22 protein-coding genes are annotated in these 24,654 nt (G+C 74.9%); 9 read left to right on the top strand and 13 right to left on the bottom strand.

The annotated features are described in order from the left end of the window. Positions 1-55 precede the first annotated feature (55 nt). Positions 56-1,069, top strand: coding sequence for an SIS domain-containing protein (locus tag BM093_RS24385; protein ID WP_177238682.1), 1,014 nt, complete (start codon positions 56-58; stop codon positions 1,067-1,069). Beyond that, on the top strand, positions 1,066-2,211 hold the full coding sequence (locus BM093_RS24380) for an N-acetylglucosamine-6-phosphate deacetylase (protein ID WP_093350141.1): 1,146 nt from the start codon (positions 1,066-1,068) through the stop codon (positions 2,209-2,211). The genes BM093_RS24385 and BM093_RS24380 overlap by 4 nt, the downstream gene beginning before the upstream one ends. 316 nt (positions 2,212-2,527) lie before the next feature. Here the strand turns inward: BM093_RS24380 and BM093_RS37990 are convergent, their stop codons facing one another. Together BM093_RS37990 and BM093_RS24370 are read right to left on the bottom strand one after the other, a co-directional pair. Beyond that, the gene (locus tag BM093_RS37990; protein WP_093350138.1) at positions 2,528-5,077 is read right to left on the bottom strand and encodes an HNH endonuclease signature motif containing protein; all 2,550 of its coding nucleotides are present in this window, start codon (positions 5,075-5,077) and stop codon (positions 2,528-2,530) included. A gap of 317 nt (positions 5,078-5,394) precedes the next feature. Beyond that, positions 5,395-5,856, bottom strand: coding sequence for a MarR family winged helix-turn-helix transcriptional regulator (locus BM093_RS24370; protein ID WP_177238679.1), 462 nt, complete (start codon positions 5,854-5,856; stop codon positions 5,395-5,397). A gap of 74 nt (positions 5,857-5,930) precedes the next feature. Here BM093_RS24370 and BM093_RS24365 point away from each other — a divergent pair, with 74 nt between their 5' ends. Both BM093_RS24365 and BM093_RS24360 read left to right on the top strand, forming a co-directional pair. Continuing rightward, positions 5,931-6,596: a hypothetical protein gene (locus BM093_RS24365; RefSeq protein WP_093350132.1), complete on the top strand. Its 666-nt coding sequence runs from the start codon at positions 5,931-5,933 to the stop codon at positions 6,594-6,596. Beyond that, positions 6,593-7,408, top strand: coding sequence for an LLM class flavin-dependent oxidoreductase (locus BM093_RS24360; RefSeq protein ID WP_093350129.1), 816 nt, complete (start codon positions 6,593-6,595; stop codon positions 7,406-7,408). Before BM093_RS24365 ends, BM093_RS24360 begins: the two co-directional genes overlap by 4 nt. A 7-nt stretch (positions 7,409-7,415) precedes the next feature. Here BM093_RS24360 and BM093_RS24355 read toward each other — a convergent pair whose 3' ends face one another. Next, complete coding sequence (locus BM093_RS24355; protein ID WP_245773769.1) at positions 7,416-7,601, bottom strand: hypothetical protein; 186 nt, start codon at positions 7,599-7,601, stop codon at positions 7,416-7,418. A 230-nt stretch (positions 7,602-7,831) separates the two neighbouring features. Between BM093_RS24355 and BM093_RS24350 the strand changes: the two genes are divergently transcribed. Continuing rightward, positions 7,832-8,497: a transporter substrate-binding domain-containing protein gene (locus tag BM093_RS24350; protein WP_245773768.1), complete on the top strand. Its 666-nt coding sequence runs from the start codon at positions 7,832-7,834 to the stop codon at positions 8,495-8,497. Between the two features lie 63 nt (positions 8,498-8,560). Further along, a complete protein-coding gene (locus BM093_RS24345; RefSeq protein ID WP_093350119.1) occupies positions 8,561-9,445 on the top strand; it encodes an NmrA family NAD(P)-binding protein in 885 nt (294 codons plus the stop codon). 17 nt (positions 9,446-9,462) lie between these two features. Here the strand turns inward: BM093_RS24345 and BM093_RS24340 are convergent, their stop codons facing one another. Both BM093_RS24340 and BM093_RS24335 read right to left on the bottom strand, forming a co-directional pair. Further along, positions 9,463-11,436 carry a vWA domain-containing protein gene (locus tag BM093_RS24340; protein WP_093350116.1) on the bottom strand — a complete coding sequence of 658 codons (1,974 nt, stop codon included), beginning with the start codon at positions 11,434-11,436 and terminating at the stop codon, positions 9,463-9,465. Then, positions 11,429-12,823 (bottom strand): ATP-binding protein, encoded by a 1,395-nt coding sequence (locus tag BM093_RS24335; RefSeq protein WP_093350229.1) that lies wholly within the window; start codon positions 12,821-12,823, stop codon positions 11,429-11,431. Before BM093_RS24335 ends, BM093_RS24340 begins: the two co-directional genes overlap by 8 nt. A gap of 145 nt (positions 12,824-12,968) precedes the next feature. Between BM093_RS24335 and BM093_RS24330 the strand changes: the two genes are divergently transcribed. Together BM093_RS24330 and BM093_RS24325 are read left to right on the top strand one after the other, a co-directional pair. Next, on the top strand, positions 12,969-13,622 hold the full coding sequence (locus BM093_RS24330; RefSeq protein WP_093350113.1) for a TetR/AcrR family transcriptional regulator: 654 nt from the start codon (positions 12,969-12,971) through the stop codon (positions 13,620-13,622). Then, complete coding sequence (locus BM093_RS24325; RefSeq protein ID WP_177238678.1) at positions 13,619-14,806, top strand: oxygenase MpaB family protein; 1,188 nt, start codon at positions 13,619-13,621, stop codon at positions 14,804-14,806. Before BM093_RS24330 ends, BM093_RS24325 begins: the two co-directional genes overlap by 4 nt. A 27-nt stretch (positions 14,807-14,833) precedes the next feature. Here the strand turns inward: BM093_RS24325 and BM093_RS24320 are convergent, their stop codons facing one another. The 8 genes from BM093_RS24320 to BM093_RS24285 form a co-directional block, all read right to left on the bottom strand. Then, entirely contained in the window at positions 14,834-15,739 is a 906-nt protein-coding gene (locus BM093_RS24320; RefSeq protein ID WP_093350110.1) for a M56 family metallopeptidase, read from the bottom strand. A 101-nt stretch (positions 15,740-15,840) separates the two neighbouring features. Next, positions 15,841-16,182: a BlaI/MecI/CopY family transcriptional regulator gene (locus BM093_RS24315; protein WP_093350225.1), complete on the bottom strand. Its 342-nt coding sequence runs from the start codon at positions 16,180-16,182 to the stop codon at positions 15,841-15,843. A gap of 56 nt (positions 16,183-16,238) precedes the next feature. Further along, positions 16,239-16,742, bottom strand: a complete 504-nt coding sequence (locus BM093_RS24310) for a L,D-transpeptidase (protein ID WP_245773766.1) — start codon at positions 16,740-16,742, stop codon at positions 16,239-16,241. Between the two features lie 141 nt (positions 16,743-16,883). Beyond that, entirely contained in the window at positions 16,884-17,615 is a 732-nt protein-coding gene (locus BM093_RS24305) for an enoyl-CoA hydratase (protein WP_245773765.1), read from the bottom strand. A gap of 18 nt (positions 17,616-17,633) precedes the next feature. Continuing rightward, positions 17,634-20,411: an FUSC family protein gene (locus tag BM093_RS24300; protein WP_093350101.1), complete on the bottom strand. Its 2,778-nt coding sequence runs from the start codon at positions 20,409-20,411 to the stop codon at positions 17,634-17,636. 73 nt (positions 20,412-20,484) lie between these two features. Beyond that, a complete protein-coding gene (locus BM093_RS24295) occupies positions 20,485-21,435 on the bottom strand; it encodes an SGNH/GDSL hydrolase family protein (protein ID WP_245773764.1) in 951 nt (316 codons plus the stop codon). A 134-nt stretch (positions 21,436-21,569) separates the two neighbouring features. Next, positions 21,570-22,889 carry an adenosylmethionine decarboxylase gene (speD, locus tag BM093_RS24290; protein WP_245773763.1) on the bottom strand — a complete coding sequence of 440 codons (1,320 nt, stop codon included), beginning with the start codon at positions 22,887-22,889 and terminating at the stop codon, positions 21,570-21,572. 65 nt (positions 22,890-22,954) lie between these two features. Then, on the bottom strand, positions 22,955-24,094 hold the full coding sequence (locus tag BM093_RS24285) for an alanine racemase (RefSeq protein WP_245773762.1): 1,140 nt from the start codon (positions 24,092-24,094) through the stop codon (positions 22,955-22,957). Between the two features lie 40 nt (positions 24,095-24,134). On the opposite strand from BM093_RS24285, the gene BM093_RS24280 reads away from it, so the two are divergent. Next, on the top strand, positions 24,135-24,614 hold the full coding sequence (locus BM093_RS24280; protein WP_245773761.1) for a pyridoxamine 5'-phosphate oxidase family protein: 480 nt from the start codon (positions 24,135-24,137) through the stop codon (positions 24,612-24,614). The last annotated feature ends 40 nt before the right edge of the window (positions 24,615-24,654 follow it).

Here is a 24,654-nt window from a genome sequence, read left to right as displayed (position 1 = left end):
CGACGACGGCCGTCCGACCGCGAGGAGTCCTGTGTCCGACAGCCCCGGCTGCCTGATGGCCGCCGAGATCGCCGAGCAACCCGCGGTCTGGGACGCGCTGCTGGCCGCCACCGGCCCCGACGGAGGGTCCGGTGTGGACCGTGCCGCGGCGCTGGTCCGCGCCCGCCGGCCACGGTTCGTGCTGTTCGCCGCGCGCGGGTCCAGCAGCCACGCCGCGCTGTACGCCAAGTACCTGACCGAGATCCGGCTCGGCGTGCCGGTCGGCACGGTGTCGCCCTCGACGGTCACGGCGTACGCCGCGCGCCCGGACCTGCGGGACGTGGTGCTGGTCGCGGTCAGCCAGTCAGGTGGGTCCCCGGACCTGCGGCGCTGCGTCGAGGTCGCCGGCTCGCAGGGCGCGCTGACGATCGCGGTCACCAACGACGCCGGCTCCCCGCTGGCCGGCGCTGCGGACGCGCACGTCGACGTCCTCGCCGGGCCGGAGCGGTCGGTGGCCGCGACCAAGACCTACACCGCTCAGCTCCTGGCGCTGTACCTGCTGATCACGGCGGTGCCGGGTGACGACCCCGCCCCGGCCCGGGCGCTGCCCGGCCTGGGGGCCGAGGTGCTCGCCGGCGCGGACGCGGTCACCGAGCTCGCCACGCGCTACCGGTTCGCCCAGCGGATGGTCACCACGGGACGGGGCTACTCGTACCCGACGGCCCGCGAGGCCGCGTTGAAGCTGATGGAGACCGCGTACGTCTCGGCCCAGTCGTTCTCCGGGGCGGACCTGCTGCACGGGCCACTCGCGCTGGTCGACGCGCTCGTGCCGGTGCTCGCGGTGGTCTCCCCCGGCGCCGGCGGCGCGGCGATGGCGCCGGTACTGGACGCGCTCGCCGCCCGGCACGCCGACGTCCTGCAGATCGGGGGTGACGGCCCGGGGATCACGCTCCCGGCGGCCCCCGCCGAGGAGTTCGGACCGCTGCTGGAGATCCTTCCGCTGCAGCTGCTGGCCCGGGAGATGGCGGTGGCCCGCAGCATCGACCCGGACGCGCCGCGGGGGCTGCACAAGATCACGGAGACGCTGTGAACGGGCTGGTCGCCGCCGACCTCGTCGTGACCGGCACCGGCACACCGGCCGGGCCGGGCTGGGTCGAGTTCGCCGGCGGCCGGGTCACCGGCACCGGCACCGGGAACCCGCCGCGCGAGCCGGACCGGCTGGCTGCCGTCGTCGTGCCCGGGTTCGTGGACGTCCACTGTCACGGCGGGGGCGGCGCCTCGTTCGGCGCCGCCCCCGACGCCTCGGCCCGGGCCGCCGCGTTCCACGCCGCACACGGCAGCACGACGGTGCTCGCCTCCCTGGTCACCCGCTCGCCGGACGACCTGGCCGGCGCAGTGCGGGCGCTGGGTCCGCTGGTCGACGACGGGGTGGTCGCCGGGGTGCATCTGGAGGGGCCGTGGCTGGCCGCGTCGCGGTGCGGCGCCCACGACCCCGGGCTGCTCCGCGATCCGGACCCGGCCGAGATCGACCCGCTGCTCCGGACCGGGACGATCGCCATGGTGACGCTCGCGCCGGAACTGCCGGGCGGGCTCGACGCGATCAGCCGGGTCGCCGCGTCCGGCGCGGTCGCCGCGGTCGGCCACACCGCTGCCGGGTACGACCTCACCCGCCGCGCGCTCGACGCCGGCGCCCGCGCAGGCACCCACCTGTTCAACGCGATGGGCCCGGTGCACCACCGCGACCCCGGCCCGGTCGCGGCGCTGCTCGCGGACCCGCGGACCGTCGTCGAGCTGATCACCGACGGCGTGCACGTGCACCCGGCGCTGTGGGACATCGTCGGCCGGGCCGCGGCGGACCGGGTCGCGGCGGTCACCGATGCGATGGCGGCGGCCGGGATGCCGGACGGCGGCTACCGGCTCGGTGATCTCGATGTGCAGGTGACCGACGGTGTCGCCCGGCTGCCCGACGGGACGATCGCCGGGTCCACCGCCACGGCCGACGTCCTGTTCCGCAACGTGATCGCCGCCCACCCGGGCTCGCGTCCGGAGGCGCTCGACCGGGCCGTGGCCTGGACCTCGACGACCCCGGCGGCGCTGCTGGGCCGGGAGGACATCGGCCGGCTGCAGCCCGGCTCCCGAGCCGATGTGGTGCTGCTCGACGCCGACCTCGGGATCGAGACCGTCCTGCGCGCCGGGGTCGTCGTACCTCCCGGCGGCCCGGCATCCGGTTGACCAGTGTGGACGTGCCGACATCGGGGCGGCCGGAACCTCGTCCGGGTCCGACCGCGGACGCGGGGTCGTCGCCGGTGTCGATGAGGCTCACCTCGGCGGGCGTCGGCTCGGCGGCGGGCCTCCTGCCGCGGGGTGCTCTCCCGCACGGGACCGGCACGCACCGTTGATCACTACTCCTGCCGGGGAGCACAGCCGGGCAGCCCCTCTCGTTCCTAAGCGTTCCGAACTGGCCCCGGGACACACCTCGGAGGCCAGCCCGGGTCGCCGTCGCGGTACGCGACCGGGCCGTCGGTGACGGGGCCGCAGTTCGTCGGGGTCAGAACGGAGGCGGGTCCTCATCCAGGCCGTTACCGGCCGCGGCCTCGGTGTCCGGCACACCGTTCTTCTTCAGCACACCGTTGCGGCGTGTGCCTTCGGAGGGCAGTGCGTCGTCGCGTTCGGGCGGGCCGCGGTCCGGAGGGTGCAGGTCGGGCTGTTCGCCCTCGGCGTAGACCGGCCCCGGTGCAGGCTCGTCGAAGCGCGGGTCGTCCGCGCGTGGCACCGGTGTGATCGGTGGCGGCAGGATCGGCTCCGGCTCGACCCGGTACCGGCGCTTCAACGGGCTGGTCCAGACGAACCGCCCCGGCTCCGGCTGTTCGAGGCGCCAGTGGCCCTCGGTCTTCAACAGGTGGTCGTGGCGGCACAGCGGCCCCAACCCGGCCCGCACGGTCGGGCCGCCGTGGTGGTGGTCGATCGTGTGGTCCTGGTCGCAGCGCCGCGACGACGTCCGGCAGCCCGGTCCGACACAGGTGCGATCACGCACCTCGGTATGGCGACGCAGCGCCGCGTGCGGGAACCGGGCATCGGGGCGGTTGTCGAGGGCGGCGTCGGGGTCGTTCTGTGCGGTGTGGTGCCGGTACTGCTCGGCGATGTCGGTGATCACTTTCGCCCACCCGCCGTGCTCGGCGGCCTCGGCAGCCAGGGTAGCGAGTTGATCTTTCGGGATGTGGAGTTCGACGATCCCGCCGGGTGGCCCGTTGCGGTTGCGCGGGACGGGGCGGTGTCGGGTGATGCCTTCGGCGAGCAGGTGACCGTGGTCGTCGACGACGACCCAGCGCCATTGGGCGCGGTGCTGGCGGGCGACGAGGCGTCGCGCGGCGCTGGCGGGGACCGGTCCCCAGCCGGGGAGTTCGCCGGCGCGCTGGTCGAGGCCGAGCAGGGTGCTCAAGGGGACGCGGACCTCGGTCCCGACACCAGCGGGCCTCCCGACACCGGCGGTCTTCCCGGCCCCGGCGCGGTTGCTGCGTGGTGGCGGGACGGTGATCGGTGTTGCGGGGTCGGGTCCCGGGGGTGGTGTGGGTGCGCCACCGCCGTTCGGGCCGCCGAGCCTGGGGCCGGAGGGGCCCGGTCCCGGTCCCGGTCCCGGTCCGGGGCCGCCGGGTCCGGGGCCGCCCGGTCCCTGGTCATCGGAGTCAGGATCCTCCGAGTCCGAGTCCGAGTCCGAGTCGGAGTCCCGGGCCGAGTCCGGGTTCGACTCGGAGCCGGCGCCGCTCGAGCCCGAGTTCGCGCCGGAGCCATCGGAGCCGGAAGTTTCGGGTCCGCGGCCGCCGGGTCCCGGGCCACCGGTATCGGGGCTGCCTGCGCCGGGCTCACCGGATCCGGGGCCACCCGAGTCAGGGGCATCCGCGTTCGGCGTGGCGGGCTCGACACCGTCAGCAACGGGGCTGTGCGTGCCGGAGTCGCCCGGGGCGGGGGCATCCGAGTCGCGGGTGGCGGGTGCACCGGTAGCGGCGCTGTCGCACGCCGAGCCGTTCGGTGTGAGCCCACCTGTGTCGGGGCCGCCGGGCGCGGGTCCGTCCGGCGTCGGTGTAGCCGGGGCAGGTGCATCGGGCTCGGGAGCGCCGGGCGCCGGGCGGTCGGTTGTGGAGCCGCCGGGGGCGGCGCTGTCGGCGGCGGGACTGCCGGAGCCGGTGCCGCAGGGGGTGGCGCTGTCGGCGGCGGCGCTGCCGGCGGCCGGGCTACCGGCCGCGGGCTTGTCGACCTCGCTGCCCGCAGTGGGCCCGTCGGCGTGCCCGGCGAAACGCGCCATCAACGCCCGCAGGATCCCCGCCCGATCCAGGCCGTGCAGCGACCCGTCGAGCAGACCGAGGACGAGGTCGGCGCGGATCTGGTCGATCGATCCCGGATGCCCGTCCCGTCGGGCCGCCTTCGCCAGCGCGTCGAGGCGTTCCCACGCGGCGGCCGCCTCCTCAGCAGGCAAGCCCTCGGCGGAGATGACGGCGGTGCCGGTCTCGGTCAGATACGCCACCACCAGCCGATCCCGGATCGCCTTGCGGTAACGCCGCTCGTAGTAGGCCGGATCGAGTTCCAGGATCAGCCGCTTGATCCGCTCCCCGATCTGCCCGGTCGTCAACTTCGGTGCCTGCGGCAACACGGCCTCACAGATCGCGGCGCGCTGCGCCTCCGGGAGGTCGGCGAGGTGCTGGGCGAACACCCGCGCCTTCGTCCGATCGATCCGGCCCTGACACAGGGAGGCCTGCACCTGCGGAAGATCAGACACCAGGGTGACCGCGAGGCCCATCTCGTACTCGGCAGCACGACGGTTCCACGCCAGCGCGAACCGGATCTCATCCGACCCGTACTGGTCGGGGAGCGCCCCGCGGCGGATCTCCATATTCCCGGCGAAGGGGCGGCGGTGCACGACCTCGGAGATCGCGGCGAACATGTGCGCCTGCTGATGCGACAGCTGCCGGGAGTGGGCGAGCATCACCTCGTCGATGTCGTCGTTGCACACCCGCGCCAGATCGATCCCGGCCAGGACAGCGCCCAGGCCGGGGCCCGGCGGCATCGCCGCCAGCCCCTCCGGGATCGCCTGCCCCAACTCCATAGTTCGAACATACGCTCGACCCCCGACAATGTCGGTGCCCCGACCGGCCAGGAGCGACCGAAAGACACTTCAGTGCGCCCGACGAGCGTGAAATCACCCGTTCGGCCGCAACCCTGAGCAGGTACGGCAGCGCGAACAACAACGACACCGCGACCCGGAAGACGCGCCCAGCGGGCCGCCGGGCATAGGAACGGGAGCCGGCCGGTGACCACGACCCCGCTGCGAACCGAGCCCCGGAGCCGAACCGGAACTCCCGGCGCGAAGACTGACAGCCAGGGCAGCTCGAACGCGGCGTCCCCCGCTGGCTCCCGAGACCCTCAGGCCCGCTTGTAGCCAGGATGTACCCCCGGCGTCATCCCCTGCCGCTCCGCGATCCGACCGAGCAACGACTGCAGGACCCCTCGCTCGGCGTCGTCGAGTCCCTCCAGCAGGTCGTTCTCGTGCGCCCGGGCCGCCTCCGCGATCCGGCCGTACATCTCCTCCCCCGTCGCCGTGAGGTGCAGGGCGTGCAACCTGCGGTCGTCGGGATTGCGGCGTCGTTCCAGCAGTCCCCGCTCGGCCAGTCCGTCGACCAGGGCGACCAACCTGCTGGCGGGCATCCCGAGACGCCCGGCGAGCGCCTGCTGCGAGCGCCCTGGCTCCGTCGCGACGGCACGCAGCAGCCCGGTCTGCGGCAGGGTCAGGTCGAGCTCGGCGACCCGCTCCCCGAACCGGGTCGCAGCGTGCGCACCGAGCTGGGCCAGCAGGAACGCGGATCCGCCCCGCGAAGTCGAGATCACCACGGAACCGTATCACTTGACAAACGGTGTACACAGATAATCGTTCAGTTTTGTAATGAATTGAGGAGGGCACGATGTCTGTCACCGTCGACGTCCGGGGCGGGCCGCCGCTGGTGGTCCCCGCCGCCGCATTCGCCCTGCTCACCGTCGCCGGCGCGGTCCTTGGCCGGGCCGGACCGCGCCCGGACACCGCGCCGGCCGCGGTGCTCGCCTACGACCTCGCCCATCCGCTCGCCCTCGGGATCGGCGCCGCGTTGCTGTTCGGGTCGGCGTTCCCACTCGTCGTGTACGCGGCCACGGCCGTCCGCCGGATCGAGCTGCTCGGGATCGGCGCGCCGGGGCCGCTGATGGGATTCGCCGGCGCGGTCCTTGCCGGGACGGCGCTGTCGGTCAGCGCCCTCGCCTCCTGGACGGCCGCGCAGACCGCACCACTCGGTGACGCCGGGCTGGCCCGGATGCTGGCGTGGGTCTGGTTCGGCGCCGGTGGTGTCGGGTTCGTGGCACCGCTCGGGCTCCTGGTCCTGGGGATCTCCGTGCCCGCGCTGGTCGGGCGGCTGGTCCCCCGGTGGCTCGCGGTCGCCGGGCTCGTGATCGGCGTCCTGGCCCTGCTCAGCACGTTCGCCCTGGCCACCGACCTGCTGTACCCGCTGATCCCGGTCGGGCGTTTCGGCGGCCTGCTGACGCTGCTGGCCTTCGCCGTCGCCCTGCCGACGGGCCGGGACGCGCGGGTGGACCGGTGAGCCGGCCGTTCCGGTTCGGCGTGGTCGCGGCGGCCCACGGTCCCGGGGACGCCTGGACCGCCCGGGCGCGACGGGTGACCGAGCTCGGCTACTCGACCCTGCTGACCCCGGACAACCTGCACACCCACGCACCGCTGCATGCGCTGGCCGTCGCCGCCACCGCCGTTCCGGATCTGCGGGTCTGCCCGTTCGTCCTGGCCGGACCGCTGCGGTCGCCGCAGACCACGGCGTGGGAGGCGCACTCGCTCGCCGTGCTCACCGGTGGGCGGTTCGAGCTGGGTATCGGGACCGGGCGCCCGGACGCCCGTGCTGAGGCGGCGGCGCTCGGCATGCCGTGGGGCACCGCAGCCGACCGGCTGGCCGGGATCCGGGCGGCGATCGCCGCGCTGCGCGAGCGCGACGGCGACGGGCCGGCGACCCCGGTCGTCATGGCGGCGTCCGGACCTCGGGCGCTCGCCGTCGCGGCCGCAGACGCCGACACGGTGTTCCTGGCCGCCCGCCCGACGGCCGGTCGCTCCGAGGCCGCCCGGATGACCGCCGACCTGCGATCGGCCGGCCGGGAACCGGAGGTCGGGATGAACCTGTTCGTCGTCGGGGACGAGATCCCACCGGATGCTCTGCGCTGGGCGGGGCCGGACGCCGCAGCGACGATGGACGAACCGGACACCCTCGCTCGCCTGCGCGGGACGCCCGCGCAGATGGCCGCGGAGCTGTGTCGTCGCCGCGACGAGTTCGGGATCAGCTACTTCGCGGTCGCCGAGAACTTCGCCGAGACCCTGGCCCCGGTCGTCGAACGGCTGAGCGGGCAGTGAGCCGGCGTCACCACCATTCGACGTCCAACTTGGACTCGATGTCGCGGACGTGCAGGCGTGCGCACCCGGGGCACAGCCATCCGTCCCGGCCGCGCTCGTCCCGCTCGGCCACCCAGCCGGCCACACACGCCGCACCCGGGCTCGGCGGGCGCGGCGTCCCACAGAGCCGGCAGGCCGGGGTCCCCTCGGTCACCTCCGTGATGGTGCCCCGCCGCGGCGGGCCCGTCGAGACCATGGGGAACACGTCGCCGACGGCACACTTCCCGGCGTCCCAGCGGTCGCCTAGGGTCCCCGACCGTGCACCGTCAACGGGGGTTGCTGTACGCCGTTCTGCTCATCGTGGCTCTGCTGGCCGGGTGTAGCACACAGGACCAGGAGGCGTCACCCACGCTGGCGCGAATAGCAGAGTCCGGGGAGCTCCGGGTGTGCTCGACGGGCGACTACCGGCCCCTGACCTACCGGGAGCCGGACGGCGGCTGGTCCGGCATCGACGTCGACATGGCCGGTGATCTGGCGGGCGAGCTGGGTGCACGCCCGACGATGGTGGAGACGACCTGGTCCGGACTGCTCGACGACGTCGTCGCCGGGAAGTGCGACATCGCCGTCGGCGGCGTGTCGATCACCGAGGACCGGGCGCAGCGGGCGGCGTTCACGATCCCGTACCTGCGCGACGGCAAGACGCCGGTGGTCCGCTGTCCGGACGTCGAGCGGTACCGGACCGTCGCCGACATCGACCGCCCGGGTGTCCGGGCCGTGGTGAACCCCGGCGGGACCAACGAGCGGTTCGTCCGGGAGCACCTGCACGAGGCGACGATCGTGCCGCACCCGGACAACAACACGATCTTCGACGTGGTCGCCGACGGTGGTGCCGACCTCATGGTCACCGACGCGATCGAGACCCGCTGGCAGGCGGCCCAGCGGCCCGGGGAGCTCTGCTCGGTGCACCCGGAGGATCCGTTCACCGACTCCGAGAAGGCCTACCTGACCCAGGCCGGGGACCCGGCCTTCACCGAGCGGGTGAACACCTGGCTCCGGACGGCGCGGACCGACGGCACCTGGGATGGGTTCGCGGAGCCCTGGCTCGGCTGATCCCACCGGCGGGAGCCGCTCCGGGAACCGGTTCTTGTCGGTGGCCCGTGCCACGGTTGCGGCATGCGGATCGTGGTGACGACACCGACCGGCAACGTCGGCTCCCGGGTGCTGCGCCTGCTGGTGCAGGCCGGGGTGCGCCCGGTCGCCCTGCTGCGCGACCCGGCACGGCTGCCGCCCGACCTGTCCGGCCTGGTGGAGACGGTGCGGGCCGACCAGACCGACGACGACGCGGTGCTGCGTGCGACCGCCGGAGCCGACCGGCTGTACTGGGTGAACCCGCCAGCGCCGTCCGGGGCGGACCCGCTCGCCCACCAGGCGGTGTGCGCCCGGGTGGTGTCCGGCGCGGTGCGCGCGAACGACATCGCCGCGACCGTGTTCCAGAGCAGCGGCGGCGCCGAGAAGCGCGGTGGGGCCGGCGACATCGACGGCCTGGCCGCGACCGAGACGGCGCTCGACGCGACCGGCGCGGCGGTGCTGCACCTGCGCTGCGGCTATTTCATGACGAACCTGCTGATGTCGGCCGACGACGTGCGCGGCGGGAGCCTTCCCACGCCGTGGCCGCTGGAGCACCCGCTGCCCTGGGTGGATCCGCGTGACATCGGCGACGTGGCCGCGGCCAGGTTGCTCGGCCCGGCCTGGGACGGGCGCGCCGTGCAGGCGGTGCACGGCCCGGAGGACCTGACGTTCACGCAGGTCGCGGCGGTACTGGGCGAGCTCGCCGACCGGCCGGTGCGCGCGGTGCACGTGCCCGACGCGGACTTCCGTGCGGCCCTGGCCGGCGCCGGGCTGAGCCCGCCCGAGGTCGACGCGATCGCCGGGATGGCGGCCGGGCTGACCGACGGCCACGTCCCCGAACAGCCCCGGGACGCGACGACCACCACCCCGACCACCCTCCGGTCCTGGGCGGCCGAACACCTGTACCGGTCACCGGGCCCGCACCGATGAGCCCCGGCACCGGCGGCTCAGCCGTGGCGCTTGCGCAGGTAGTCCGACACGACCTCGGCGCCCAGGCCGTCCAGGTCGGGGTGCACCACGCGACCGCCCGCGCGGCGGGCCAACCGGTCGGTGAACGCGGCCAGCCCGGGATCGTCGCCGAGCACGAAGAACGTGAACCGCGCGTCCATCCCGATCAACCGGTCCAGCCCGTCGACGGTCGCACGGAGCGTGTGCGGGCTGGGCGGGTAGTCGAAGAACGCCTCGCCGTCGCGTTCCAGGTGCGCGGTCGGTTCGCCGTCGGTCACGACGAGCACGACCGGGGTCGCATCCGGCTGCCGGGCCAGCCGCTCGCGGGCCAGCAGCAGGGCGTGGTGCAGGTTGGTGCCCTGCATGTACACGCCCTCCATCCCGACGAGCTCGCCGAGCTCCACGGTCTGCGCGTGCCGGCCGAACGTGATCAGCGACAGGTCGTCGCCCCGGAACCGGGTCGAGATCAGCTGGTGCAGGGCCAGCGCGGTGCGCTTCATCGGCACCCACCGGCCCTCGGCGACCATCGACCAGGAGGTGTCGACCAGCAGCGCGACCGCGGCCCGGGTGCGCTGCTCGGTCTCGACGATCTCGACGTCGGACACGTCCAGGGAACGCTCGTCACCACCCGCCCGGCGCAGCTGCGCGTTCAGCAGCGTGCGGGGCACCGACCAGGCCTCGGTGTCGCCGAACGCCCAGGGCCGGGTCGCCCCGGTCGCCTCCCCCGCCGCACCGGCCCGGCGGGTCTCGCGCTGTCCCTGCCGACCGGCGACCCGGTCGGCGACGTCGCGCAGTACCGACTGCCCCAGCGTGCGCAGAGCCTTCGGCGAGAGCAGCAGCGACCCGTCCGGGGCACGCCGGAACAGGTCCTGGCGCTGCAGCTCGCGTTCGAGCTCGGCGAGGGTGCGGGCGTCGGCGGCGGCCTCGGGACCGAGTGCCTCGGTGAGCGCGTCGAGGTCGATGTCCTCCATCCGCGCACCCGGGTAGCCCTGCGAGAGCTGCTCGGCGAGCGCGTCGAGCCGGCCCAGCTCCTCCAGCGCGCGCGTCGCCTCGCCCATCCCCATCGGGTTGTCACCGCTGAACCGGCCCTGCCCGGTCCAGTCCTCCCCCGGTCGCAGCCCCTGCAGCTGCGCGTCCAGCCGGGACAGCGACTGCGCCAGGCGCGGGTCGCCGAACGCCTGCTGGGCCAGCTCGGCGAGCTCGGCACGCTGCTCGGCCGACATCGAGTTCAGCATCCGCTGGGCGGCCGCGGACCGGGCGGCCAGCGCATCGATCAGCTCCTCGGTGTTCTGCGGGTTCTCCGGGAAGTGGTCGCCGTGGCGGCGCATGAACTCGGCGAACCGCTCGGTCGTGTCCTCGCCGCGGGCGTGGTGGTCCAGGAGGTCGTTGAGGTCGTCGAGCATCTGGTTGATCCGCTCGACGTCCTCCGGCGTGGCGCCCTCCATGGCCTGTTTCATGCCCTGGAACCGCTGGTCGAGCAGTTCCCGGCCGAGCAGGTCGCGGATCTCGTCGTAGGCCTCGCGGGCGTCGGACGAGCGCCAGTCGTACTCCCCCAGCTCCCGCACGGCGCCGCCGGTGTCGTCCGGCAGCGCGTCGAGCTGCATCTCCCGGAACCGGGCGTCGTCGGAGTCCTCGTTGCCCAGCGACTGCCGCTCGGCGTCGAGCGCACGCTGCAGCAGCTCGCGGACCTGCTGCAACGTCCCGTCGATCCGGTTGTCGCGCTGCAGCTCGCGCCGGCGCTCCCAGACCCGGCGGGTCAGGTCGTCGAGCCCTCGGCGGCCGTCGAGGCCCTGCCGCATCAGTTCCTGCAGCGCCTGCCGGGGCGAGGAGCCCTCCATGACGTCGCGCCCGATCCGGTCCATTGCGGAGCGGATGTCGTACGGCGGGGCGAGCGGGTCGGGCCCACCGCTGTAGGGCCCGTACGCGTAGCGCCGCCGGCGGTAGTGCCCGCGCCCGGCCCGGCCCTCAGCCATAGGACACCGTGTCCCCGTCGTCGGACTCGTCCTTGGCGAGCTTGCGGGTCAGGAACAGGTATTCCAGGGCCAGCTCCGCCGCCGATGCCATCGGGCCCGGGTCCTCGGTCCCGGCGGCACCCAGCTTGTCCGCGATCGCGGTCAGCGCCGCCACCTGCGGCAGGGCCGCGACGACGTCGCGGGCCGCGATCCGCTCACCGGTGCGGACCGGCCGGGTGGAGACCTCGGAGGCCATCTCGTCCAGGTCGACCCCGCGCAGCGCGAACCGGGCGGTGTCGGCGGTGGCCCGGCGCAGCAGGTGCTCCAGCACGTCGTCCTCGCGGCCCTCCTCGCCCGCGGCGAACTCCAGCTTCCCGCGCAGCACCGTGGGAACCGACTCGAGGTCGACCGGGCGGGCGTAGGCGCGGTCCTCGCCGACCAGCGCCGCCCGGCGGAGCGCCGCCGCGGCGACGGTCTCCGCCGCGGCGACCGAGAACCGGGCCGAGACCCCGGAGCCCTGGTCGATCGCCGAGGACTCCCGCAGGTGACGGGTGAACCGGGCGACGACCTCCAGCAGGTGCCGCGGGACCTCGGCGGCGAGCTCGGCCTCCTGCCCGATCAGATCGATCTCGGCGGCGAGCTCGAGCGGGTAGTGGGTGCGGACCTCGGCACCGAACCGGTCCTTGAGCGGGGTGATGATCCGCCCGCGGTTGGTGTAGTCCTCCGGGTTGGCGCTGGCGACCAGCAGGACGTCGAGCGGGAGCCGCAGCGTGTAGCCGCGGACCTGGATGTCGCGCTCCTCCATCACGTTGAGCAGCGCGACCTGGATCCGCTCGGCCAGGTCGGGCAGCTCGTTGATCGCGACGATCCCGCGGTGCGCCCGCGGGACCAGACCGAAGTGGATGGTCTCCGGGTCGCCCAGGGACCGGCCCTCGGCGACCTTGACCGGGTCGACGTCACCGATGAGGTCGGCGACCGCCGTGTCCGGCGTGGCGAGCTTCTCGGTGTAGCGCAGCGAGCGGTGCACCCAGGTCACGGGCAGGTCGTCGCCGAGCTCGGCGGCGCGCCGGACCGAGGCAGGCGCGATCGGCTCGTAGGGGTGCTCACCGATCTCGGAGCCCTCGATGACGGGCGCCCACTCGTCGAGCAGCCCGGCCAGCGCGCGGAGCAGCCGGGTCTTGCCCTGGCCGCGCTCGCCGAGCAGGACCACGTCGTGGCCGGCGATCAGGGCCCGCTCGAGCTGCGGGATCACGGTGTCGGAGAAGCCGAGGATCCCGGGCCAGGGATCACGGCCCTCGCGCAGCGCGGCGAGCAGGTTGTCACGGATCTCGTGCTTCACGCCCCGGAGCTCGTGGCCCGATGCCCGGAGCGCGCCGACGGTACGGGGAAGGTCAGGTGTGACGGGCACGATCCCCACGCTACGCCCGGTCGCCGCTCGCGGCCCAAGATCACGGATGCGGGCCGACCCGGCGGCAGCGGTGACGACGGCCACGCTGCGGCCGGCGACCGCTCAACTTACTGTTTGGCTGTACAGATAGTTTGTGGAGGAGCCGATGGGGAGCACCCGCGACGGACGCCGGCAACGCGGCGCCGACACCCGGCGGACGCTGGTGCAGGCGGCCGTCGACGTCGTCACCACCAGTGGCTTCGACCGGCTGACCCTGCGCGAGGTGGCGGGGCGGGCCGGGGTGTCGCCCGCCTCGGCGACCTATCACTTCGGCACCGTGGCCGACCTGCTCGCCGCCGTCGTCGAGGAGCTCGAGCTGCGGTCGACCCAGCGGCTGACCGACCTGACACGGCGCAGCCGGGCGGGCGAGCTCAGCCTGCTCGACGCCTGCACCACCTACCTGGTCGACCTGCTCGGGCCGGGGCGGCGGGCGTATCTGACGATGCTCGAACTCCGGATCCGGGCCGCGCGCGACCCGGATCGGGTCGCACCGCCCGCCGGGCAGGACGCCGTCGTCGTCGACCTCATCCAGGACCACGTCGGCAACCGGGAGCGGGCCGCGGAGCTGTTCTCCGCGGTCGTCGGCCTGGCCACCCTCGGCGCACTCGACCCGGCCCCGCCGGACCCGGCGCGGATCCGGGCCCGGATGGCCCGCCTGCTCGCCGGGTTCGGCCTGCCCACCGAGCCGGCAGAGCGCAGCACCGGCGAGGCCGCAGACGCCACAGAACGCGGGACGACCGCAGGAGGAGAACACCCGTGAGCACTTCCTGGCCCACCGGCCGCGTCGCCGCCGCCGACCTCGCCGCCCGGTTCGGCACCGAGACGGCCGAGCTGGCCGGGCGGGCCCTGCGCACCGGCGACCCGCTCGCCGACGCCGTCGTCGCCGAGATCCGCTCGGGCGGGCGCGAGGTCCGGGCCCGGCTCGACCTCGGCATCCGCCACGGGCTGGCCTCGCTCGACGACCCGCCGCCCGCGGTCGCGGCCCTGCTGTCCTCCGCCGAGTCGCTGCCCGCGGGCACCGACCCGGCCCTGCTCGACTCCGGCGCCCGGCCGACGTTCACCTCACCGACACCGGTGCACACGCTCTCGCTCTCGGCCGGTGCGCTGCTGCGCACCTACGTGTCCCCCTCGATCGCGGTGCTGCTCGGTACCACCGGCCGGCTCGTCGAGGGTGCGGAACGGCGGCTCACCGACACCGGCCGATGGCTGCTGTCCGCGACCCTGCCCGGCGGGCTGCGCCCCGGTGGCCCCGGCTACATCGCCACGCTGCAGGTCCGGATGCTGCACGCACACATGCGCGAGCTCGCCCGCACCCGCGGCTACGACGAGGCGGTGCACGGTGTCGCGATCAACCAGATCGACCTGGCCCGCACCTGGCTGGACTTCACGCTCGTGTCGATGCGGGCCGAGGAGACGATCGGGTTCGGCCTGACCCCGGCCGAGGTCGGCGAGGTCTACGCCTACTGGCACGTGCTGGCCCACCAGCTCGGGATCGATCCGGAGCTGGTCGGCGGGGTCACCGGGCACGCCGCCGCCGAGCGGCTCGACGCCCTGGTCACCGCCGTCACCGGGCCGCTGGCACCCGAGTCCCGCCGGCTCGCCGCGGCGCAGGTCGACGCGATCGCCGCACTGCTCGTCGAGTCGCTGCGGCTCCCGCGCCCGGCGGGGCGGGTGCTGCTGCAGGTACTGGGGCGGCGCTTCCACGGCCCGGCGACCGGCGACGCGCTGGGACTGCGCCGGTGCGCACCGCTCGACGCCGGCATCGGAGCCGCCGCGCACGTGATCCGGTGGCGCCGGGCCCGGATGCGGCGCGACCCGGACGCGCTCGAGGCGGCCCGGGTCCGCAACGTCGCCGCCACCCGGGCGCTGCTCGCCGACGACGCCGACGGCCCGGCCCTGTTCCAGAGCCACCGGCCGGACACGCCGGACCCGGTTCACCGCTGACCGGCTCGGGCTGCGCTCCCCGGCCGGTCAGTGGACGAGGAGCAGCGCCAGCGGCACGACGACGAGGGCGAGCGCGACCAGCCGGACCAGCCAGCGCACCACGACCGGCAGCGGCGCCGGCGGTGCGGTGATCCGGTCGATCCGGGCCTCGAGGGCGTCGGTGAACGACGACAGCGCCGCCGCCGGTGCCGACCCGCCGACCTCCTTGAGCGCGGTGGCCAGCTCGGTCGGGTCGCAGAGCTTGCGGGCGACGTCGTCGGCCCGCATCTCGATCAGCCGGGCGACGGCCAGCTGGGCGCAGACCATCCCCCGCACGAACGGCGCCGTCGCGCCCCACGCGACGAACGGGAGCACGACGAGGTCGTGCCGCTCGCGCAGGTGGGCCCGCTCGTGGGCGAGGACGGCGACGACCCCGGCGGTGTCGAGCGTGTCCAGCACCCCGGCCGAGACCACCAGCCGCGAGCTGCGCCCCGGCAGGCAGTAGGCCACCGGCACCGGATGGTCGAGCACCCGGGTTCCGGACGCGTGTGGCCACGGGGTCGCGAGCACGTCGAGCAGGTCGCGGTGCCGGCGGCGGGCACGCAGCGTCCGCATCGTGGTGATCACCAGGACCGACAGCAGCCGGATCAGCACGCCCAGCGCGATCAGCAGCGCGCCCACGTGCAGCGGGTCCATCACCGGCGGCCAGACGCCGTTCGCGACCGAGACCGCGAACGCCGCGGTCGCGGACGGGAGGCTGTCGCCCATCGGGGACAGCCCGTAGGCCAGGCCGGCGCCGAACAGCGAGATGCCGCCGCCGAGCCCGACGGCCTGCCACAGCAACAGGGCGACGACCGGGTCGCGTCCCGGCCAGCGGGCCGCGGCGAGCATGCGACTGGCCGGCTCGGCGAGTGCCACACCGAGCAGCCCGAGTCCCAGCGCGGTCAGCTCCATCGCTTCACATCGTGGCCGAACCGGCCCGGCGTCGCCGCACGACCCCTCCAATCCACCCGTGCGCGGCTATCGCGGTCAGAGCCGCGGTAACCACTCACGGGTCAGCCGAGCAGGTCGCGCAGCCGGGAGCGTTCCTCGTCGGACATGGTGCCCAGGAAGCGGGCCAGGGCCGCACCGCGGTCGGAGGCGTCGTCGAGGGCGTCGCTCATGAGCTCCGCGACGTGGTCCTCGCGGCTGGCGACCGGGCGGTAGTGGTGGGCGCGACCGTCGCGGATGCGGTGCACCAGCTGCTTGCGCTCCAACCGGCCCAGTACGGTCAGCACCGTCGTCGTTGCCAGGTCGCGGTCGGCGAGCTGGTCCTGCACCTCGCGCGCGGTCATGTCCCGGTCGGTCTCCCACAGGACGTTCATGACCGCCCGCTCCAGCTCCCCCAGACTCGTCACGCCGCTCATCCTACGCGATCCTTTCTACAAAACGTAGAAGCCTCGCGGGAGAAGCGTCACAGAACCTGCACCTGGTCGCCGACCTGCAGGGTGTCGAACCAGAGCTTGGCGTTCGCCTCGTCCAGTTTGACGCAGCCCGCGGACGGCGTGTCCATCGCCCCCTGGTGGAAGGCGACGCCCCCGGCGGCGAAGAACACCGAGTAGGGCATCTGGGTGTAGCTCTCCCGGCTGGTCCACTGCTCGGCCTTCCACTGCACCCCGAACACCCCACGCGGGGTGGGGTCGGAGGGGGCGCCGGGGCTCATCGGCACCGGCCCGGCGACGACCCGGCCGTTCTCGAGCAGCCAGGTCCGGCTGGTGGCCAGGTCGACGCAGGCGCGCGCGGACGACGTGCACGGGGTGCCCTCGACGAGGGGGCCGCTCGCGACCTGCGGGGCGGTGGTCCCCGACGGCGGTTCGCCCTGCTCGGGAGGTTGTGCGACCGCGACACCCGCGGTGACCGCACCGACCAGGGCCAGCGCACCGGCCAGCATCCCGACCCGTCGCGTTGCTCGCCGCATCGACCCACCTCCCTACCCACCGCGGTCGCCCGCACCCGGACAGTAGCTGAAGCCGATCTTGAACCGGTCGGAGGGTGAGCCGGAGGACGGTGCCCGACGGGAAGGTCCCGGCGGGCCGGGAGGATCAGTGGGCCGGGAGGATCAGCGGCCCTGGAAGACCGGGGTGCGCTTCTCCGCACGGGCCGCGCGGCCCTCCGCGATGTCCTCGGCGCGCCAGCAGGCGGCGAACTCCTCCTGCAACGCACCGACGACGTCGTCGCCGGTGTGCCCACCGCGGCCGTAGGTGTTCGCGGCGCGCTTGTTGTAGGCCAGGGTCAGCGGCGCCATCGTCGCGATGTCGGTGGCCAGGGCGACGGCGGCGTCACGGTCCCCGAGGGTGTCGGCGAGCCCGCGGGCGTGCGCGGTCGGTGCGTCGACCGTGGCGCACGCCAGCAACAGGCTCCGCGCGGTGCCGCCACCGGCGATCTGGACCAGCCGCTCGATCGTCCACGGGTCGACGGCGAGCCCGAGCCGCGCGGTCGGCAGCCCGAACACCGCCTCCGGTGCGGCGACCCGCAGGTCACAGGCCAGCGACAGCTGCAGGCCGGCGCCGATCGCCGGGCCGGTGACCGCCGCGACCACCGGCATCGGCAGATCGGCGACCGCGTGCAGGGCGGTGTAGAGCGCGTCGAGGAAGTCCGCGCCGTAGACCTCGCCGAAGTCGGCCCCGGAGCAGAACGCCGGACCGTTGCCGGCCACGACCACGGCCCGGGCCCCGTCGGCCCGGACGGACGCGGCGGCCTCCACCAACTCCCGGCAGGTGGCGATGTCGAGGGCGTTGCGGCGCTCGGGACGGTTCAGCTCGATCAGACCGACCCCGTCGGTGGTGCTCACGGTGATCACCGTCGGAGCCTAACCCCCGTCGCGGACGGCCTTCTGGGCCCCGGCCCGGCGCTCGGACTCGGGCTGCTCGTTCCAGGTCCCGCCGCAGAGCTCGCGGGCCAGGCCGACGGCGAGCTGGTCGACCCGGCGCAGCAGCCGCGCGGCCGCCAGCCGCCGCAGCCGGTGCCCGGGCGGTGTCCCCGCGGCGGCGTTGCGCACCGACGGGTGGGTCGGCGCCGGCCAGCCCGCGGTGTCGGTGACGCCGGCGTCCGGGGGCCCGGCGACCGGGCCGGGCCGGACGCCCGTTCCCCGGCCCGCGGGAGCAGCCGGGCCTGCGTGATCGGCCCCGTTCGCGCGGGCCGGGCGGTCGGCAGGAGCGGTCCGGTCTGCGGGAGCAGCCGGGTCCGCGGGAACGGCCCCGTCCGACCGGTCGGCCGCAGCGCCCCGGCCTGCGAGAGCGGCCCCGTTCGCGCGGGCCGCCCGGTCGGCATCAGCGGCGCGGCCTGCGGGAGCGGCCCGACCTGCGGGATCGGCACCGTCCGCGCGGCCCGGCCGGTCGGCAGCAGCTCCCTCCGCGAGCGCAGCCCGATCGGCAGGAGCGCTCCGGTCGGCGGCCGATGCCCCCTGGTCCCACGCCTGCTCCCCCGGCTGCGCCGCGGCGTCGGTCTCGGCGGCGTCGATCAGGTCCTCGGCCGAGGCGACGCCGTAGTCGGCGGGCACGGCACCGGGTCCGTGCTCGCGCCGCTCCGCGGGCCCCCAGCCGTCGTTGAGGATCCGGCGCAGGCCCTCGACGTTCTCCCGCACCCGCACCGACGCCGGGTCCAGGGTCCCCGCCCAGCCGGGGACGTGGGCCACGGCCGCCTGCGCGGCCAGCAGCCGGGTGTAGTGGTCCAGCGCGCCGACGACCCGGACCGTGTGGTGCACCCCGCGCCGCATCGGGCGGCGGGCGATCGGGTGCTCCAGCGGCCGGGCCCGCTGCCGGACCGTCGCGACCTTCTCGCCCACCTCGCGGGCCTTTTCCAGCGGGTCCTCGATGCCCGTCCGGCCCAGCGCGGCGTCGACCGAGGTATGCAGCGAGACGTCGACCGCGACGAGCGCCTCGTCGAGGGCGTCGGCGAAGGCGGTGCGCGAGCGGGTCGGCAGGATCAGGTAGGCGGCGAGCATGCCGAGCGCCCCGCCGGCGATGGTCTCCTCCACCCGCAGCAGCATCGTCTCGAAGCTGAACTGCCCGATCACCCCGTAGAGCAGCGCGAGCACCGCGGTGATCCAGAACGCCATCATCGTCTGCGAGATCCGCACCAGGTACAGCGCGAGGAACACGCACACGAACAGCAGCACCAGGCTGGCGAGCACGTTCCCCGCGACCAGCACCGCGAGCAGCATCCCGGCGATCACCCCGCCCGCGGTACCGACGGCCCGGGCCCAGCCACGGCTGAGCACGTCACCGCGGCTGGCGGTGCCGGCGAACACGACGAACGCCGCGATCACCGCCCAGTACCAGCGGTCCGGCGAGATCATCTCCCCGACGACGATCGCGAGGCTGCTCGCGACACCCACCTGCACCGCCTGGCGGGTGTGCAGCTTCAGGCCCTCCTGCTTGTCCTCCTCGGGCCGGTCGGGTCCGGCCTCGGCCGGTTCCTCGTCGGCCTCGCGGCGCTCGGCGATCCGCCGGTGGGCCTCCTCGACGGTGGTCTGCATCGCGTCGGCCAGCCGGAGCACGGCGAACCCGATCCGCTGCTCCCGGGCGTCGGCGCCGCGACCTCCGGACCGGGCGACGATGTCGGCGACCGCGTCGCGCGCCGACTGGTAGAGACCGGCCGCGATCGCACCCGGGGTGCCCACCGCGGTCGCCGCGGCCAGCGCCCGGATGCCCGCGCCGAGCGCGTCCCGGTCGTCGGGGGTGATCGTGTCGTGGTGCTCGACCGACCGGCGCACCGACATCGCGACGCGTTCGGCGGCCAGCTCCGAGTCGACGATCCACTGCCGCAGGCCGGCGATCTCGCTCTCCGCCTCCTCCGGCCCGCCCGGGCGCAGACCCCCGGGCAGCACGGCGGGCCGGCGGGTCGCCGGGTCGTCGTCGGCGTCGTCGAGGCGGTCGGCCACCAGCAGTGCCGTCTCGTTCAGCCGGGCCTGCGCCCGCAGCAGCGGGCCCAGGTCCGGCGTCGCGGGCCCGCCGTGCGCGTCCACCACGTCCGACGCGGCGAGCAGCACGGCGTGCAGCCGGGCCTGGAACGCGCGCACCAGCATCTCCAGCACCGTCTCGACCCGGCGCACGAGGACCACGCAGCGCAGCACGAACGTGCTCCCGATGCCGATCACCACCGCGGCCAGCAGCAGCGGCAGCAGCGCCGGACCGGCCTGCAGGAACTGCACGAGGAAGTACGGCGAGAACGCGGCCATGCCCAGGGCGCTGCCCCGCGGGCCGAACCGCCGCACCGCCACGGCCACCACCATGACCAGCACGAACACGGCGTCCGCGGCGATCCGGTGCCCGGACAGCAGCGAGCTCAGGGTCGCCGACCCGGCCGCGGGCAGCAGCATGAGCGCGGTGGTGATCCGGCGACGGGACAGCTGGGGCTCGTTGACGGCCAGGTTGCTGATCATCGCCAGGACGACGGAGAACAGCACGATCGTGACCGGGGCGCCGGTCAGCGCGCGCAGCCCGGTGGCCAGCAGGGCCGCCGACATCATCGCGGCGGTCGCGACCGTGGCCATGTGCAGCCGGATGCGTCCCGGGTCCACCGCGGCGGCCCGCGACCGCACCTCGGCCCACCAGCCGGTCACTCGCTCCCCCACCACGCCGGTCACGGCCGCGAGTCTGGCACGCACGCCACGTTGCGGGCCCGGGCCCGCAACGGGCGCGGGGCGTGTCGGCGGGGGGTCAGTTGCCTGCCGGCGCGGCCTCGGCCCGGGCCGGCTGCGACGACGGCGCCGCCACCGGCACCCCGAGCACCGCGCCGGTGGCCGCGGCCATGGCGCGCATGCCCTGCGCGTTCGGGTGCACCGGCGCGGCCGGCGCCGTCGGGACCAGGCCCTCGACCCACTTCTGCCCGGGCAGCGTGCAGATGTCGTGGCCGATGGTCGGCGTGTAGGTGTCGACGTAGTCCACACCGGCCTCGGCCGCCTCGGCGGCGAGCATCCCGTTCAGCTGCTTCTCGACCTCGCGCAGGTACGCGGTGTCCCCAGCGCTGAACGGCGCGACCGGGTAGCAGCCCGGGCCCTCGTCGGGCAGGATCGTCGGGTACCCGACGACGGCCACCCGCGCGGCCGGCGACCGGTCCCGGATCGCGGAGAGCGTGTCGGCCACCTTCGACGAGGCGTCCTCGATCCGCTCGGTCAGCTCGTCGTCGCCGCCGTCGGTGTAGAAGTCCCGGCAGGCCGCACCCAGCAGGTCGGCCGAGGACCGGGTCGCGCACTCCTGGATGATCTCGCCGAACCCGATGTCGTTGCCGCCGATGGTGACCGTGACCAGCGACTCCGTCCCGTCGAGGGCGTCGAGCTGGGGCGCGTTCGGCCCGAGGTCGACCTGCTGCGGCGCGGTCATGTCCTCGGTCGTCGCACCGCTGCAGGAGACGTCGGTGAAGTCGCCGAACCCGGCCGAGCGGGCGAGCACCGCCGGGTAGTTGTCGTTCGACCGCAGGCAGCCGGCCGGGAGCCCGGTCTGCAGCGGCACCAGCGGTCCGGCCGCGTAGGAGTCGCCGAGCGCGACGTAGCGCCCGGCCGCGGTGGTGTCGAGGTTGCGCGCCGACAGTGTGGTCCCGGTGAACGTGGTCGGCGCCTCCGCCTGTGCGGGCGCGAGCGCGCCCATACCCGCCGAGGTCAGAACGGTCATGGTGGCCACGGCCAGCCAGCGGGAGGGGCGGGGACGGCGCACGGGCTCTGGGACCTCCGGTCGGGGCGGCCGGTGACCAGCTCACCGGCCCTGCCCCGCCCAACGATCATCATCACCCGCGGTTACGCCCCGGTTCAGCCGGTTAGCCGGCGCAGCGACAGCGGCGCCACCAGCCGGTGCCGCAGGGACACCTCGTCCCACATCTGCGGCCGGTGCGGCATCGCGGCCAGCCGGGAGGCGGCGACCTCACCGGGGTCGTCCATCGGCTCGCGGACCCCGGCCAGGAACGCCCACTCGTGCTCCTCGCACCCGATGTAGACACCGCGGCCACCGGTCTCGCCGAACACCGAGGTGAACCGCTGCCAGGCCGCCTTGAGCGTCGCGTCGCGCCACACCGCGGGGCTGCCCGCCTGGAACACCAGCACGCCGCCCTCGGTGAGCCGGTCGGCGCAGGACCGGACGAAGTCCTCCTCGTAGAGCCGGTTGATCTGGGCCTCCGGCTCGTCGGGGCGCTCGTCGGGCAGGTCGACGATGATCAGGTCCCAGTGCTCGGTGCTGTCCAGCACGTACTGCCCGCCGTCGGCGTAGTGCAGCCTCACCGGGCCGTCCCCGCGCTCGGCCGCCGCGAGGCTCTGCGGGGTGTAGCCGTAGGGCAGGTACTCGGCGCAGATCCGCACGGCCTCGGTGTCGATGTCGACGTGGTCGACGTGCGTCGCGCCGGCGGCGACCGCCATCTCCGAGGCGACGCCCTCCGAGGACCCGACGATCAGGACCCGCTCCAGCCGGCGGGCCAGCAGCGCGCCCGGCCAGACCAGCGCCTCGTGGTAGGTGAGCTGGGTGTGCTCGGTGGACTGACGCTCGTCGTCGCAGAACAGGGTGACGCCGTGCGCGGTGTCGGCGACGACCACCTTCTGGAACCCGGTGTGGGCCACGTGGTGCACGCGGCCGAGCCGCCAGCGCCGGCTCAGGTCCTCCGAGATCGGCTCGGTGACCGTACGCGGGGCGCCACCGCGGTCGACGACCTGCAGGGCGGTGTCGGTGGCCCCGACCCGCTCGGCGAGGTTGCGCACGGCCGCGACCGGGTCCGCGCTGTCCCCGCAGGTGAACACGTCGACGTGCATGCCACCGTGCTCCGGCCAGGTGTGGATCGAGGCGTGCGACTCGGCCAGCACCGCGACCACCGTCGCGCCCTGCGGCTCGAACCGCTCGGTGACGACCTGCCGGACCTGCGCACCGGACTCGGTCAGCGCCGCGGCCAGGTCGGTCCGCAACCGTTGGTCGTCGTCCAGGATGGCGGCGTCGATGCCGCCGAGCTCGGCGAGGACGTGCCTGCCGACCGGGGAGGACGTGCTCGGCAGCGCCGGCGAGTCCGGCCCGGTGAGCCCGAAGCCCGGATGGAGCTCCCCGGCGCCCTCGGACGGCACGGGCGGGTTCAGCGAGGTGGAGGATGACACGTCCGGACACGGTAAACGTCCCGTGAGGTGCTTGTCGTGCCGCATACCCGACGTCGTGGCGCGCCTCATGCCGGGTCGGCGACGACGACGTCCAGCGGGCCGAAGCCGTTGAACCCGACCGAGGCGTAGCTCGAGGTGTAGGCGCCGGTGTGGAGCAGGTCGAGCACGTCGCCCGCGGCGAGGTCGCACGGCAGGGCGACGGGCGTCCGCCGGTAGATCACGTCGTCGCCGTCGCAGGTCGGCCCGGCCAGCACGACGGGCGCCGGCGCGCCGGTGCGGCCGGGGGCCCGGACGGGGTAGCCGATCGCCTCCCCCTCGGTCTCGGCGAGACCCTGGTAGCGGCCGACGTCGAGGTAGACCCAGCGGCGGTGGTCGATCCCGGGGCGCCGCGACACCCGCAGCACCCCCGTCCGCAGCACCCCGGCCGGCCCGGCCAGCGCGCGTCCGGGCTCGAGCAGCAGGTCGGCACCGTCGACGTGCCCGGCCGCCACCGCACCGGCGACGGCGTCGCGGACGGCCGCGGCGAACTCCCCGGGCCCGGCGACCGCGGACCGGTAGGCCACCGGCCAGCCCCCGCCCAGGTCCAGCTCCGGCCGGGCGAGCCCGGCGCGCCCGGCCACCCGCAGGGCGACGGCGACCGCCGCGGCGTAGGTCTGCGGCCGGGTCTGCTGGGACCCGGCGTGGAAGGTGACGCCCGCCGGGTCCAGGCCGTGGCACGCCGCCCGGCGCAGCAGGGACACCGCCACCTCCGGCAGGGCCCCGAACTTGCCGTGGAACGGGGTGGCGGAACCGGTGTCGTCGACCGAGAGCCGCACCTGCACCCGCGCGCCGGGGACCTCGGCGGCCAGCGCGTCGACGTCCTCGGCGCTGTCGGTGACGAACCGGCGCACCCCGGCCGCGGCCGCCCGCGCCGCCGCCCCGGGCCCGCGCACCGGGTTGCCGTGCTGCAGCGACGCCGGATCGGCCCCGGCGGCCAGGCACAGGGTGATCTCCTGCTGGGAGGCGACGTCGAACCCGGCGCCCTCCTCGACCAGGGCGCGCAGCACCGCCTGCTCCGGGCACGCCTTGACCGCGTAGAGGATCCGCGCGTCACCGAACGCGGCGGCCAGTTCCCGGTAGCGCTCCCGCACGACCTGCGGGTCCAGTGCGAGGAAGGGTGTCGGGCGGTCCTCGGCGAGGACCTTCTCCAGTCCGGGTGAGAGCACACACCGATGCTCCCCCATGATCCTGATCTACGGTGGGGCGGTGACCGCACCGAAGCCGCAACGCCGCGCCCGGAAGATCGCGATGACCCCGGAGGAGGTCGCCGCGTTCCTGGACGCGGAGCGCACCTGCCGGGTCGCCACCAACGGCACGAACGGCCCGCACGCGACCCCGCTCTGGTACCTCTGGGAACCCTCGGGGGACACCGGGGCGCTCTGGCTGACCTCGTTGTCGCGCTCGCAGCGCTGGGCCGACCTGGAACGCGACCCCCGGATCGCGGTCGTCGTGGACGCCGGTCACGACTACGGCGAGCTGCGCGGCGTGGAGCTGCGCGGCTCGGTCGAGATCGTCGGCGAGGTGCCGCGCACCGGGGAACCGCACCCCGAGCTGGAGCGCGTCGAGCAGGCGTTCGCCGACCGCTACAGCGGCGGGCACGTGCTGATCGACGGGCGGCACGCCTGGCTGCGGCTGCGCCCGGAGAAGATCACCAGCTGGGACTTCCGCAAGATCGCCCAGGGCTGAGCCCCGGACCGCAGGCCCCGCGCCCCGGGCGTTGATCAGC

The sequence above is a fragment of the Pseudonocardia ammonioxydans genome, from assembly GCF_900115005.1.
GTDB lineage: Bacteria > Actinomycetota > Actinomycetes > Mycobacteriales > Pseudonocardiaceae > Pseudonocardia > Pseudonocardia ammonioxydans.
The sequence above is the reverse complement of the archived record's forward strand: the minus strand, read 5'-3'. Positions and strand labels throughout refer to the sequence as shown.